Annotated in this window: 13 protein-coding genes; 8 read left to right on the forward strand and 5 right to left on the reverse strand. The window is 47.4% G+C overall.

Going from position 1 to position 13,499, the window contains the following annotated elements; all coding sequences use genetic code 11:
• Positions 1-123: 123 nt before the first annotated feature.
• The gene (locus tag ACWXW9_RS22395) at positions 124-780 is read left to right on the forward strand and encodes a DedA family protein (protein WP_494931240.1); all 657 of its coding nucleotides are present in this window, start codon (positions 124-126) and stop codon (positions 778-780) included.
• Here ACWXW9_RS22395 and ACWXW9_RS22400 read toward each other — a convergent pair whose 3' ends face one another.
• Entirely contained in the window at positions 781-2,013 is a 1,233-nt protein-coding gene (locus ACWXW9_RS22400; RefSeq protein ID WP_494931241.1) for an MFS transporter, read from the reverse strand.
• 156 nt (positions 2,014-2,169) lie between these two features.
• On the opposite strand from ACWXW9_RS22400, the gene ACWXW9_RS22405 reads away from it, so the two are divergent.
• The 4 genes from ACWXW9_RS22405 to ACWXW9_RS22420 all read left to right on the forward strand — a co-directional run bounded on the left by ACWXW9_RS22405 (position 2,170) and on the right by ACWXW9_RS22420 (position 6,334).
• Complete coding sequence (locus ACWXW9_RS22405; protein ID WP_494931242.1) at positions 2,170-3,690, forward strand: spore germination protein; 1,521 nt, start codon at positions 2,170-2,172, stop codon at positions 3,688-3,690.
• A gap of 17 nt (positions 3,691-3,707) precedes the next feature.
• Positions 3,708-4,919 (forward strand): Ger(x)C family spore germination protein, encoded by a 1,212-nt coding sequence (locus tag ACWXW9_RS22410; protein WP_494931243.1) that lies wholly within the window; start codon positions 3,708-3,710, stop codon positions 4,917-4,919.
• A 65-nt stretch (positions 4,920-4,984) separates the two neighbouring features.
• Positions 4,985-5,221 (forward strand): hypothetical protein, encoded by a 237-nt coding sequence (locus tag ACWXW9_RS22415; RefSeq protein ID WP_494931244.1) that lies wholly within the window; start codon positions 4,985-4,987, stop codon positions 5,219-5,221.
• Between the two features lie 18 nt (positions 5,222-5,239).
• Positions 5,240-6,334: a GerAB/ArcD/ProY family transporter gene (locus ACWXW9_RS22420; RefSeq protein WP_494931245.1), complete on the forward strand. Its 1,095-nt coding sequence runs from the start codon at positions 5,240-5,242 to the stop codon at positions 6,332-6,334.
• 111 nt (positions 6,335-6,445) lie between these two features.
• Here the strand turns inward: ACWXW9_RS22420 and bcp are convergent, their stop codons facing one another.
• Genes bcp through ACWXW9_RS22440 form a run of 4 tightly spaced genes read right to left on the reverse strand, consistent with a single transcriptional unit; the run spans position 6,446 to position 9,593 of the window.
• Complete coding sequence (gene bcp / locus ACWXW9_RS22425; RefSeq protein ID WP_494931246.1) at positions 6,446-6,922, reverse strand: thioredoxin-dependent thiol peroxidase; 477 nt, start codon at positions 6,920-6,922, stop codon at positions 6,446-6,448.
• Between the two features lie 41 nt (positions 6,923-6,963).
• Positions 6,964-7,752, reverse strand: a complete 789-nt coding sequence (locus ACWXW9_RS22430; RefSeq protein ID WP_082067160.1) for an ABC transporter permease — start codon at positions 7,750-7,752, stop codon at positions 6,964-6,966.
• A 4-nt stretch (positions 7,753-7,756) separates the two neighbouring features.
• Positions 7,757-8,551 (reverse strand): ABC transporter permease, encoded by a 795-nt coding sequence (locus ACWXW9_RS22435; RefSeq protein ID WP_044646090.1) that lies wholly within the window; start codon positions 8,549-8,551, stop codon positions 7,757-7,759.
• Positions 8,544-9,593, reverse strand: a complete 1,050-nt coding sequence (locus tag ACWXW9_RS22440) for an ABC transporter ATP-binding protein (protein ID WP_494931247.1) — start codon at positions 9,591-9,593, stop codon at positions 8,544-8,546. Before ACWXW9_RS22440 ends, ACWXW9_RS22435 begins: the two co-directional genes overlap by 8 nt.
• A 104-nt stretch (positions 9,594-9,697) precedes the next feature.
• On the opposite strand from ACWXW9_RS22440, the gene ACWXW9_RS22445 reads away from it, so the two are divergent.
• From ACWXW9_RS22445 to ACWXW9_RS22455, 3 genes are all read left to right on the forward strand, one after another.
• Entirely contained in the window at positions 9,698-10,819 is a 1,122-nt protein-coding gene (locus tag ACWXW9_RS22445; protein ID WP_494931248.1) for an LCP family protein, read from the forward strand.
• Positions 10,820-10,902: 83 nt separating this feature from the next.
• Positions 10,903-12,219 carry a glutamate-1-semialdehyde 2,1-aminomutase gene (locus ACWXW9_RS22450; RefSeq protein WP_494931307.1) on the forward strand — a complete coding sequence of 439 codons (1,317 nt, stop codon included), beginning with the start codon at positions 10,903-10,905 and terminating at the stop codon, positions 12,217-12,219.
• A 245-nt stretch (positions 12,220-12,464) separates the two neighbouring features.
• Positions 12,465-13,424, forward strand: coding sequence for a DMT family transporter (locus ACWXW9_RS22455; protein ID WP_494931249.1), 960 nt, complete (start codon positions 12,465-12,467; stop codon positions 13,422-13,424).
• Positions 13,425-13,499 lie beyond the last annotated feature (75 nt).

The following is a 13,499-nucleotide window of genomic DNA, read 5'->3' on the forward strand; positions in this document are numbered from 1 at the left end:
TCGTTTCATTATACGCAACGATAAAACAAGACGTCAAGAAATCAACCGGAGTTGAGCGGACATGAAAAGATTGTTAAAATGAATTAATTCTAAATTATGAATCTGTTCGTAGGAGTGTAAACGATGGATGTGCTGAAATGGATCGCGCAATTGTTCGAAGAATACGGATACGGCGTCCTTTTTTTCGGCTTGCTGCTGGAATTTATTGCTTTACCTTTTCCCGGGGAAACCACAATGGCTTATGCGGGATATCTCTCCTATTTGGGTAGGCTGGATTTTGGAAAGCTGGTGCTGCTGGCCTTTTTAGGCACAACCATCGGAATGACCATTACCTACTTTATCGGGAAATGGGCCGGACTCCCCTTTATCCAGAAATACGGCAAATGGGTTTTGTTATCGCCGGACAAGCTTGAAAAGACGCAAAAATGGTTTCAACGTTACGGGTACTGGCTCATTTTTCTCGGATATTTCATTCCTGGCGTCCGGCATTTTACCGGCTATTTTGCGGGTATTATTGCCCTTCCCCTGCGTAAATTTGCCATGTATGCGTACAGCGGCGCCCTGTTCTGGGTTATCCTGTTTCTAGGTATCGGTAAGGTGTTCGGTCCGCAATGGGATGCCATGTTCCATTTGGTGGAGCTGTATGCGCTGCGAATCGTCGCCATCATCGGCATTATCCTTCTGCTATATATCGTTTACCGCTGGAGATCCTTCCTGTTTGGTTCTTTCCGCAAGTCCGATAAATCAGTAAAAACCAGTAGCAAAAACGATACGGAATAATTAGATTCCCGCTGCCTTACGGCTGCGAGCCCTTATATAGTAAATTGATATCATGATAGATATCAAGATAAATCCAGCGCCGCCAATCAAACCTAACATACGCGGCTCTATGATTTCCACCGCCACCCCGGCTCCAAACATGGATAAGCCGATAATTCCTTGACTCCACGCTGTCAGCATGCCCAATAATGGCCCCTGTACATGCAGCGGAGTCTCTCGCATGAATAGTGTATCCAAACAGATTGCTCCCACCCCGCCTGCCAACGAAATGAAAAAGTAAATGGCGACCGCCGCCCATGCATGTTTAATTCCACTTAACTCCATGAGCAAAATTCCCTCCAATAGTAGACATACCAGTCCTCCGCTCAATAAAGAACGGCTGAATAGGCGCCCCAGTGCATAACTGGCAACCAGGCCCGCACCCAAAGCGGCGTAAAACAGTCCAATCCCGGCATCCCCCAGCTTAAACTCCTGCACGGCATATACACTGATCAGCACATTATCAATCCCATTGAGGAATGGAACCAGTAGCTCGAATGCAATTACGACTTGGAGCGGAAGCGACATACGGATGCATTGCAGTATTTGTGACCTACCGAGGATTCGATCATCGAAAGACGTCCGACTTCCACGTGATTCAGTATGAGCATCCTCCCTATTTACTTCCTCCTTGGTGACGGATGGGAATGCAATATTGCAGACGATCAGACCTGCAACGAAAAAGCTGGCGGAATTGAGCATAAATGCGGCCTGTGGACCAAAAAGCGCGGATACGATGCCTCCAGCAGCGGCGCCAATCACCAATACCAGTCCGCTCATCACCTGCTCCAGACTGTTCACCCGCAACAAATCCGACGGTCGAACCAGCAGCGGGATGGACGACTTACGGGCTGGAGCGTACAGCGCTTCCCCACAGGCTAACAGGGTACTGACTCCATAAACAATCCACATATCCTCATTGCTGTGAACACTTAAAAAGACAAGGGCTACTCCACCTCTCAGCAGATCCGTGGTCATCATAAATGTGCGTCTGGACATGCGGCTGATAAGCACACCTGACACGGGTGAAAGAATTAAAAAAGGAATCACCCTTAATCCCAGCATAATCCCCACGCTGAGTCCCGAGCCAGTAAGCTGATAAATCAGGGCCAACAAAGCGATTTGGCAGAAGCGGTCTCCAATTCCGTTAATGATGCCAGCCACGAATAACTTTCTGTATTGCTTGTATACCATGTGCTTCAGCTCCAAGTCGATATGATCCACTAATTATATATTAATCTAATTAGTTATATAACTAATTTAAAGGAGTGATTATACAAACGTCAAGCATAAATTCATATATTCAGAGCACACTAAACCAACTAACTCCAATATCGGAGGATTTTACGTATGCAAAATGAGAATAAAAGCTGTCCACTCACTCACGTATCCTCTTGCCTACGGGATAATGTGAATCATATCCAAAGCTCGATTGGAAATAGCGGGGATTTGATTGTCAAAGAGCTACTGTGGATGCAGAAATGGCCAGCAGCCGTGTTTTATATTGATGGTCTGATCAACACTCAATTGCTGCATGATTCTGTACTGCGCTCATTTATGCGGATGGAAATTCATCATGTACCGGAAGGTGCTGAACCGTTCGATTATTTAAAGGATCAGGTGTTGATCGCAGGGCATTCAGGCACTTTGGATGAAATGGATGCGTTATTCAACCGGATGCTATCCGGCGGAATTATCATTTTGCTGGAGGGTTACGCGAAAAGCATTTGGATTGATGCTGTCGGCTGGGAGGATCGAAATGTTAGTGAACCCCAATCGCAGACGGTTGTACGTGGACCCATGGAGGGTTTTACTGAGAATCTGCGTACCAATACAGCTCTGGTTCGCAAGCGAATTCGCGACCCGCGTCTTTGGATGGAAACAAGGCAGATCGGAGAGGTCACACATACCAATGTGGCCGTGATGTTTATCAAAGGAGTCGCGGACGAAGGCGTTATTCAGGAGTTGAGAGAACGTCTGGACCGAATTGATATTGACGGGATTATGGAAAGTGGCTACATCGAGGAGCAAATTCAGGACGCCACCTTTACCCCCTTCCCTACGATATACAACAGTGAACGCCCGGATTCGGTAGCAGCCAGTTTGCTGGAGGGAAAAGTGGCCATATTAGTGGACGGGACTCCGTTTGTACTTCTGATTCCTGCGTTGTTTGTCCAATTTTTCCAGGCGGCCGAGGATTATTATCAACGCGCGGATATCAGTACTTTGTTGAGGATGCTGCGATTTTTGGCTTTTTTCATCGCTCTGCTGGCACCAGCCTTCTATATTGCGGTATCTACCTTTCACCAAGAAATGCTTCCTACCAACCTGTTGATCAGTTTGGCAGCGCAACGGGAGGGTGTTCCGTTTCCGGCCTTTGTGGAAGCGATGCTGATGGAAATTACCTATGAAATTTTGCGTGAGGCCGGGGTGCGTATTCCAAAGACGGTCGGACAAGCGGTATCCATTGTAGGTACGCTGGTCATTGGGCAAGCTGCTGTGGATGCAGGCGTCGTGTCGGCCGCCATGGTTATTATCGTATCCATCACCGCGATCTCCAGCTATGTCATCCCTGAAAACGGGCTGTCCGTTGCGGTACGGATTATCCGGTTCGCCCTCATGATGCTGGCCGCCGCCTTCGGATTTCTAGGTATATTAATGGGCTTGATGGCCCTGTTGCTTCATCTGACCAGTCTAAGATCTTTCGGAGTGTCTTACATGAGTCCGTTCGGCCCTTATGTGCAAAGTGATATGAAGGATACGATCTTTCGCCTGCCTTGGCCGTGGATGGCTACCCGTCCGAATGTGAATCAAGTTCAGAATACGATCCGGCAAAAAAAACAGAGAAAGCGGGCGGGTAAGAAAAAATAATTGGGAAGTGACCGTACATGAAAGCAGTGATCAGCACGATTCTCATACTCAGTCTGCTCGCTTCCCTTCTGACCGGCTGTTGGGACCGCAGAGAGCTTAACGAGATCGGAATTACCGTAGGACTGGGTGTGGATAAGGACGGCGATCAAATCCGTGTGTCGGCACAGGTGGTTGTTCCTTCGGAGGTGGCCTCCAAATCAAGATCAAGTAAAGGAGCTCCTACGGTAACTACCTATGAGGTAACAGCCCCTACTCTTTATGAAGCTATCCAAAAAATGACAGAAATCAGCCCGCGAATCATCTATTTATCACATATCCGTATGCTGATATTTGGCGAGGAATTCGCCAGACAGGGAATCGCCGACGTCGTGGAATCCCTGATGAGAGAACCTTTTGCCAGAACCGACTTTTACATCTGTGTTGCGAGAGGTACGTCTGCCTCCAAAATGCTTCAGGTAGCCACGACATTGGAGAAAATTCCGGCGAACAAAATGTTTGCTTCTATGGATGTCTTATCTAAAACTTGGGCTCCTGTCAGCAAAGTGACTATAGAGCAGCTGATGGAGGAGCTCGTCAGTTCCGAAATACATGCTACTCTGCCCGCCCTCGAAGCTAAAGGAGATTTACCCAAAGGGATAGAGGAAGGTACGGACAATATCAAAACCATTGAACCAACGACAGTTCTGGCTCTTTCCAGCCTGGGTGTGTTTAAAAAGGACCGTTTAATCGGCTGGCTTGATGAAAACGATAGCAAAGGATACAACTATATCCGGGATAACGTGGATACAACGACAGGACATACGGACTGCCCGGAAGGTGGCAAGATCGCTCTGCTGACTTTGAGAAGTTATACGAAAACTAAAGTGTTAATACACAACGGTGAGCCTATAATCCAGATATCCGTAGAAAACATAAGTACGATTAGAGAGAATAGCTGTAAAAAAATGGAGCTTAAAAGTCTGGAAGATATTAAAAAAATCGAGATGGAGAGTAATGCCAAATTGATCGAGATTATGAAGCATTCCGTAGAAACTGTACGTCGCAACTTTAAAGTAGACATTTTTGGGTTTGGACAATTAATTCATCAAACTGATCCCAAGGTCTGGAAAGAACTTAAAAAAGATTGGAATCACACATTTATGAATTTACAGATTGAATATAAGGCAAATACGGAAATTAAGAAAATGGGAGCTATTTTCCAGTCCTTTCAAAAGAAAATGAAGGAGTAAGCCAAATAACTGTTCGAGGCTTTATATCATCCCGAAACGAGCACGATTACGGAAGGAGCATCCCTATGAAGGCCGTCATTCCGGTTTTGTGTATTGCTCTATTGATTGCAATCAAGGACTTGCCCGGCTTATACCGCAAGCATCGCTTTAAGGACATGGTTGTATACATCTTGATGCTCGCATTCGGGGCGTGGTTCAGCACGATCGCTGCTCAGGCAAAGGAAACATCGAGCCCACTAATCTTGATTGAGATGATATATAAGCCGGTAAATAGCCTGTTTTCACATCTATTCAATTTGTAAAAAAGGGGGCCACCAGCGTTGGAAAAAGGCCGTATTAGTGTTGGACAAGTAACGGTTCTCATTATTTTTTGCACAATGGGTGATATGATACTGATCATCCCCAGCATCTGCACCCATATCGCTAAACAGGATGCATGGATCAGTACCCTACTGAGCATACCGGCAGGTATGGCGCTTGTATGGCTTTTGCTGCGTGTACATGAGCTGTATCCCAGCCTTACTTTGATTGAAGCTATAAGGAAAATTCTAGGGAAATGGTTGGCTCCTGTCGTCTCGATATGGTATCTTTTCTATTTCTTGATGTCCGATGCCATATATATTAGGGAATTTGGTGACTTTTATACTACACAAACTTATGTGCTAACCCCGTTAAGGATATTAATGCTGCTGGCAATACTCATGCTGGTATACGCTTTTTTTACCGGAATTGAAACCCTTGCCCGTGCCAGCGAGCTATGCTTGCCTTTCTTTGTAATCGTGACTATTACTGTAGTGGCTTGCCTTATTCCCGAGATTGATTTTTCTAAATTAAAGCCAATTATGGAAACCGGGATTCTCCCTACTATTCATGGTACGCTTCTTGGGGTTAGTTATCCATTTGGAGAATTAGTCGTATTTCTCATGCTTTTCCCCTATGTGAAGCATTCAGCACATTTTAAAAGAAGCATCCTTTTAGGAAGCCTTATAGGCGGAATTCTGCTCAGTCTGTTTGTGATTATGTCTCTTTTTGTTCTCGGCCCTTTTCTAACTGAATATAGCGTGTATCCTTCGTATATGCTCACTGCCAAAATAAACGTGTTCAATTTTTTCCAACGTATGGAGGCCTTTATAGCAGCTATATGGGGATTGTCGCTCTTTTTCAAGAGCTTCCTTTTTTTTTACGCGTTCATATTGGGGACAGCACAGACATTTCGTCTAAAAGATTACCGCCCTTTCAACATGCCTGCGGCAATGCTTGTCTACGGCTTGAGCAGCATGGTTGCACCCAATATCATCTACTATTTTGATACCCTTGTTCCCTTCTGGGTGGATTGGGATTTGACCAACTCAGTCATTATTCCCTTGAGCTTGTGGGGCATTTACGTGATCAGGCAGAAAAGCAAACAATCGTAATGAGGGATTTTATAACATCCTGAGGTAAAAAAGTTGGAGATTACATAGTAAAAACACCCTCTGGGACTGAAAAACAACCAGCGTCCCCAAGGGTGTAAGAATGTTTATGATTTACGCCTGCTCCCGAATGTACTCCAGCGCAGCATCGATATGCCCTTTGACTCTCAAGCCACGCCATTCATGAATTAAAATACCGTCCTCATCGATAAGGAATGTGGAGCGAACGATGCCCATGTACTGCTTGCCATACATCTGTTTCTGCTGCCACACCCCGTACGTTTCAGCCACCTGATGCTCTTCATCGGATAACAGTTGAAAAGGTAGTCCGTACTTGGTAATAAACTTGTCATGCTGCTTGAGTGGATCAGAACTTACCCCCAGAATGACGGTGTTCAAACCCTCGAACTCCCCGTGTTTATCCCGAAAATCACAAGCCTGTGTCGAGCAACTGGACGTCAAATCCTTCGGATAGAAATACAGTAAAACCCTGCTGCCTCTAAAATCAGACAGCTTGACGTTTTTCCCTTCACTTCCCGGCAATTCAAAGTCCGGCGCGGGTTGTCCAATAGCGGTAGATGTCGTGGACATCTCATCATCTCCTATCTTGTGGGGCTCTCATGTGATCCGACCTAAGAACCTGCACCTCTGTAACGCCGAATACCAAAATTCCATGCCAGTAAGCCCAAGGTTAGAAATACAGCTCCCATGACCGGAGTCAAAAGCGCCATATGCTGCATATCCTCCCGATGAAGGAAAAGGGATGCCGGATATACGCCAACAAAAGCAAACGGCAGAATCCAGGTCAGCACAACTTGAATCGCACGGTTATAAATCGTCACCGGATAACGTCCATAGCTCTGCATATTGTACATGAGTGGAATAATTCCTGTTGGCGCGTCCGAAAAGAACGAAATAGAAGTCAATATGGTATAGATTCCCGTATAAATCGCTACGGCACTTAGGCTCATGATGATTAGAGCCGGGATGAACCACCACGCCATATACAAGTCCATTTGCGCCCCGCTGATTCCCATAATAACCAGACCAATCGCCGATCCGACCAACGCGGGCGGGTCTACATTTTCAAGGAAAATCTGGAACAGATTATGCGCAGGACGGGTCATGACCCGATCCAGCTCTCCTTTTACAATATAGCGCTCGCTAAAGTTCCACAGATTGACGAAACAGCTGAATAGTCCGTAAGGTACCATGAAAAAGCCATAGACAAATACGACTTCATTTTCGCTCCAGCCGCCCAAACTGTCCGTGTGCATAAAAATGACCAAAATAAAAATGAGATTAGTGGCCTGAAATAGCAGATCCGAAACGACCTCTACCCAAAAATCAGCGCGGTAGGTTAGCCGCGATTTCATATAATTCTTCAAATATTCGCTAATGAGTCCCAAATAGTACATCATCGGCCTACCCTCCCTGCACGAATAGACGTCTGCGCGCCAGTCGCCAAATGATGATCATCGGCACGAGCAGAACGACCAGCCAAATGATTTGGATACCCAGCACATTCCAAATACCAACGCCTTTTACTCGTCCGGTAAATACGGAGCCGGGCAAATACGTAATCGCCTGAAATGGCAGCCACTGGGCAAAGGTCGCCAGCCAGCCCGGAAACAGGCTGATGGGCAGAATCAAGCCGGAGAACAGGTCTACTACCACCCGCTTCATGCGCATCATTCCCTCGTTATTTTCAACAAAAAAGGCCGTCAGCCCCGTAATAATATTGATTTGGGTATTGATCAGAAAGCTGAAAAACAGCATCACGAGGAAACTGATCCATGCTACAGGGTCCGTCGGCAACGTCACTGGAAACAGCAGCATCGCAATCGCCATGCCCGGGATCATAAACAGCAGGAAACGGAACATCCCCTCGCCAAGCCCCTGCATGACTTTGACCAGCACATAGTTATACGGCCGGATCATCTGGATGGCAATGCTGCCATCACGAATCTCTGTCGAAATTTCACGATCCAGATTGTTGAAATAAAAGGCCCTCGCCATCCACGATACTGCTACATAGGTCGTCATTTGGGCTGCGGAAAAGCCACCGATGCTGCCCGCATCTCCATAAATCGCTTTATACGTGAAATAATATACACCAATATTCATGGAATAAATTAATATGCCCGTATAATAGTTTACACGATAAGCGAGCATGGTGAGAAACCGGATACGAATAAAATCGGTATATACGCTAAGCATGGACTTTGGCCTCCACTGCCGGAAGCACGGGATTGCCCTTGCGTTCCGCCGAGCCGGATTGGTAGATGCTACGCACGATATCATCGGTGTTCGTTTCAATGATTTTGATATCCGTAATGTCCGTACGCCCGACTACGCTGGCCAAGACATCCGATACGTTAATATGAAGCGGAATCCACACCTTGGCAGCCAAATCATTATCCGCCGTCCAAGCCAGCGGCATGTCCGCTGTCCACGCTTGTAATTGCTCAAGCTGGGTGGGCACGCCGAACTGAAACTGTACTTCCCGTCCTGTACCCCAACGTGCTTTCAAATCCTCCAGACCACCGTCATAGATGATGTTCCCGTCATCCAGCATAATGACGCGCGAGCACAGCGCTTCAATATCCTGCAAATCATGGGTCGTCAGCAAAATCGTCGTCCCGTAATCCCGGTTCATGTCCTTTAGGAACTCACGGATTTCAGACTTCACCATAATATCGAGTCCAATGGTCGGTTCGTCCAGAAAAACGATGGACGGATTGTGAAGCAACGCAGCCACCAATTCACAGCGCATCCGCTGCCCAAGACTAAGCTTGCGCACCGGACGGCTTAACAGGTCCTGTAATTGGAGCCGCTCTACCAGCTCATCCAGCCTGCGTTTGAAGTCTATAGCCGGAACCTGATATACTTTGCGCAGCAGTTGAAAGGACTCAATCACGCCGATGTCCCACCATAGCTGGCTGCGCTGTCCGAAAACAACGCCGATATTACTTACGAATTTCTCGCGTTCCTCGTAAGGAACATAGCCGCCCACTTTGAGATGTCCCGAGGTCGGCACGAGAATGCCGGTCAGCATCTTGATCGTAGTAGACTTTCCAGCTCCGTTTTCACCAATATAGCCACATATTTCTCCCTGAGGAATACCAAAGGAAATATCTTTGACCGCGGCCACCTCGTTGTATTCGCGGGCGAATAAATCAAGGAAGGCTCCTTTCAGGCCTTCGCGGTTTTTTTGCACTTTAAATGTTTTGCGCAGATCCTGCACATCAATTGCCAGCATGTCATACCTCACATTCAGGATTTTGAAAAATCCATAGTTAAATTGATTGTGCTCCAAAAAGAAATTATAATGTAATGAATTGAAAAGCGAAAGGGAGAGCATCCATGACAAGCAGAACCAAAAGGACGATATGGTCGGTTCTAGCCGTGATTATCGTCGCGATTGTCGGCTTTGCCGTGTATTATTTTTCATCCATTTATAATCAACTGGACAATCTGCATAAAGAGGGTGCAAACTCCCCATTCAAAAATGTAAAGCAGGTCGATCAGGTGCGCACACCAGACCCGCCCAAGTGGGAAGGTACGGATCCGGTCAACATTTTGCTGATGGGTGTCGATGGTCGTGGTATCCAAAAAGGGGAAGTTCCTCGGTCGGACAGCATGATGGTCGTATCGCTTGATCCCGTCAAGAAAAAGATTCACCTCTTCTCTATTTTGCGTGATACGTACGTGGATATTCCCGGCTACGATAAAAATCGGATTAACACCGCCATTACTCACGGTCCTAACACGGCCATGAAGACGGCTGGTGATCTGCTGGGCATTCCGGTGCAATATTATGTGTATACCGATTTTCAGGGGTTCATTAAGCTGGTGGATGCCGTAGGCGGTATTGATTTTGAAGTCGAAAAAGATATGCATTATACAAGTAATGCTGATAAGCATGAATACGATATTAATCTGAAAAAAGGCATGCAGCATTTGGACGGCAACACGGCGCTTCAATATGTGCGCTTCCGTCATGACGCCATGTCGGACTTCTCCCGGTCGGGACGTCAGCGTGCATTTTTGGAGGCTATAGCACAGAAAATGCAGAGCACGACCTCCATTGCCAATTTGCCCAGCATTTTGCAGCAGGTAAACCCGTTTATTGATACGAATCTTAGTGTCAACGATATGTGGAGGCTGGCAAACGTCGGCTACCAAAGCAACTTTGCTGGCAGTGAGCAGGTTCCGCCGATGAAGCTGCTTGGGGAAGAAAATGTAGGCGGCGCGCAGGTTCTTACCGTCCGCGATCCGGAAGAATTGAAAAAGTACGTGCAGGATATATTCAACAATCCTCCTGTACAGACACAGGAACAAAATAAGGATCAAAACAAAACGAAGCAACCGGACAGTGCATCATCGTCCAAGACGGATAAGGCTTCTTTCACGGGTGGCAGCAAAACCAGTAGTGATGCTGCTGCCACACAATCGACAACAAAGACAGGACAAAAAGAGCTATAATGATGTATGCAGGGGCAGCCGTGAACGCTGCCCTTTGGCGTGTGTATATCCTATTTTTATGAACGGAAAGGAAGTTTTGGATGATGAAACGGGAAACCTCCGAAGCATTATATAAAGAAGCACTGGAGCATATTGTCGGGGGCGTAAACAGTCCTTCACGCTCTTTCAAGGCTGTGGGCGGCGGTGCTCCGGTATTTATGAAACGAGCCAAAGGCGCTCATTTCTGGGACGAGGATGATAATCGGTACATTGATTATTTAGCGGCTTACGGCCCTATTATTACCGGACATGCCCACCCTCATATTACCAAGGCCATTAGTGAGGCGGCGGCGAACGGGGTATTGTACGGAACCTCTACGGTATTGGAAATCAAGCTCGCCAAGATGCTAAAGGAAGCCATTCCTTCCATGGACAAGGTACGGTTTGTGAATTCCGGCACAGAAGCGGTCATGACGACGATCCGTGTTGCACGGGCCTATACAAAGCGAAATAAGATCATCAAATTTGCAGGCTGTTACCACGGTCACTCGGATCTGGTGCTCGTAGCCGCAGGCTCCGGCCCGTCCACGCTGGGCATACCGGACAGCGCAGGAATTACGACCAACATTGCGAGCGAGGTTATTACCGTGCCTTTCAATGATCTGGACGCGTTGCGCCAAGCCTTGGAGCGTTGGAGTGACGATGTGGCAGCGGTCATGGTCGAACCGATTGTCGGCAATTTCGGTATGGTGATGCCGCAGCCCGGTTTTCTGGAAGGGCTATGCTCGATGGCACGGGCAAACGGTTCGCTCGTCATCTATGACGAGGTCATTACCGCGTTCCGCTTCCACTATGGCTCCACCCAAACGTACGCCGGATTGAACAATCATGATACGATTCAGCCGGATTTGACCGCGCTGGGTAAAATCATGGGCGGTGGCCTGCCGATCGGTGCCTATGGCGGCAGCAAGCATGTTATGGAGCAGGTTGCTCCACTCGGCCCTGCTTATCAGGCGGGCACCATGGCGGGCAACCCGGCTTCCATCTCGTCAGGCATTGCATGTCTTGAAGTACTTCAAGGCGAAGGCGTGTATGAAGAGATGGAACGTCTCGCTGTGAGACTGACGGATGGTATTGCTTCCTCAGCCGCACGTCATGGCGTGCCGTTGACAATTAACCGCATCCGTGGGGCATTCTCGACGCATTTCTGTGATCATCCGATCACGAACTACGATGAGGCGCAGGATACAGACGGCGAAGCGTTCGCTTCCTTCTTCCGCCATATGCTGGATCGCGGTATTCATCTGGCCCCATCGAAGTACGAAGCGTGGTTCCTCACAACGGCGCACACAGATGAAGACGTGGATGCTACGCTGGAAGCGGCTGACGATTCTTTCCGTGCGATGGCGCAGGGCAAGTAAGCAGATCAATAAATGACAGAATGTTGATAGGATAAGAGCCGGAAGCAGCTTTAAGGACTGGGATATCCCACCTTTGAGATTGCCTTCCGGCTTTTTTATTTTGCAAACTGTACCCGTACAGTTGTACGTTTTATGGATTGTATCAAGTGACGCCATCTGGGTATATTGGGAGGAGCAACATGTTGAAATCATTCAGCGCAGGCTAATTAAAAAAATACCTGAGCCATTCATTACGGAGGTTTATCATGCAAAGTCGTTCCAAAATGGGAGCCGCCTACCTGGCTGCTCTCGGCTATGCCGCTATACTCGGTTTTTCATTTTTGTTTGTGAAGCTGACGGTTACAGAGGCCAGCCCGCTGGATGTAATCGCCCACCGCTTTGCGTTGTCTTTTATCGCTTTGACGGTTCCAGTACTGTTGGGCTGGATCAAGATTAACATCACGCGGCGCGATATCCTGCGTATTTTACCGCTGGCCCTGCTCTCGCCTTTAGTGTATTTTCCACTGCAAGCCTTTGGACTGATGAGCACCTCTTCATCGGAAGGCGGCATTATTCAGGCGACCGTTCCTATCTTCACGCTGCTGCTGGCGTCCTATTTTATTAAAGAGCGTACAACGGTTGTCCAAAAGCTTTCCTTGCTGCTCTCTGTAGCAGGCGTTATTTTTATATTCTTGATGAAAAGTGGAGCGCCACTGGCTTCGAACAGCTTCGGAGGTATTCTTCTGCTCGTGCTCTCTGCGATATGCCTCTCCGGCTATAATGTACTGGCACGTCCATTAACGCAAAAATACAATCCGATGGAGCTAACCTACGTTACCTCCATTCTGGGATGTGTCGTTTTTAACTTGGTGGCACTGGGATATCATACGATAGATGGTTCCTTGAGCGCTTATTCCGCCCCACTGGTGAAGCCTGATTACTGGCTGGCGCTGGCTTATCTGGGCATTCTGTCAACGCTTATAACCTCGCTGCTATCGAGCTATGCGTTGAAGCGAATTGAGGCGTCCAAAATGAGTGTCATCGGTAATTTGTCCACTCTCATATCCATGATCGCGGGTGCTTATATTTTGAAGGAGCAGCTCGCATACTATCATATTGTCGGGGCAGTTATTATCATTATCGGGGTATTGGGCACCAATTTTGGAGGTCGGAGAAGCTTCGATCCGCGAAAAGCGTCTGCTGCAAAGCCACTAAAAGTGGACTGAATTAACATAAATACTCACGGCTGTAACACAAAAAAAAAGAAATCCCTTAGTTGGAATAAATGACCATCTTGAGGA

It is taken from the genome of Paenibacillus sp. LT-B23, assembly GCF_059417685.1.

Coding starts and splice junctions, on each gene's coding strand:
- ACWXW9_RS22435 (WP_044646090.1), bottom strand. CDS start 8,551: ATGCTTAGCGTATATACCGATTTTATTCGTATCCGGTTTCTCACCATG.
- ACWXW9_RS22400 (WP_494931241.1), bottom strand. CDS start 2,013: ATGGTATACAAGCAATACAGAAAGTTATTCGTGGCTGGCATCATTAAC.
- ACWXW9_RS22395 (WP_494931240.1), top strand. CDS start 124: ATGGATGTGCTGAAATGGATCGCGCAATTGTTCGAAGAATACGGATAC.
- ACWXW9_RS22415 (WP_494931244.1), top strand. CDS start 4,985: ATGAAGGCCGTCATTCCGGTTTTGTGTATTGCTCTATTGATTGCAATC.
- bcp (WP_494931246.1), bottom strand. CDS start 6,922: ATGTCCACGACATCTACCGCTATTGGACAACCCGCGCCGGACTTTGAA.
- ACWXW9_RS22445 (WP_494931248.1), top strand. CDS start 9,698: ATGACAAGCAGAACCAAAAGGACGATATGGTCGGTTCTAGCCGTGATT.
- ACWXW9_RS22410 (WP_494931243.1), top strand. CDS start 3,708: ATGAAAGCAGTGATCAGCACGATTCTCATACTCAGTCTGCTCGCTTCC.
- ACWXW9_RS22450 (WP_494931307.1), top strand. CDS start 10,903: ATGAAACGGGAAACCTCCGAAGCATTATATAAAGAAGCACTGGAGCAT.
- ACWXW9_RS22440 (WP_494931247.1), bottom strand. CDS start 9,593: ATGCTGGCAATTGATGTGCAGGATCTGCGCAAAACATTTAAAGTGCAA.
- ACWXW9_RS22430 (WP_082067160.1), bottom strand. CDS start 7,752: ATGATGTACTATTTGGGACTCATTAGCGAATATTTGAAGAATTATATG.
- ACWXW9_RS22455 (WP_494931249.1), top strand. CDS start 12,465: ATGCAAAGTCGTTCCAAAATGGGAGCCGCCTACCTGGCTGCTCTCGGC.
- ACWXW9_RS22405 (WP_494931242.1), top strand. CDS start 2,170: ATGCAAAATGAGAATAAAAGCTGTCCACTCACTCACGTATCCTCTTGC.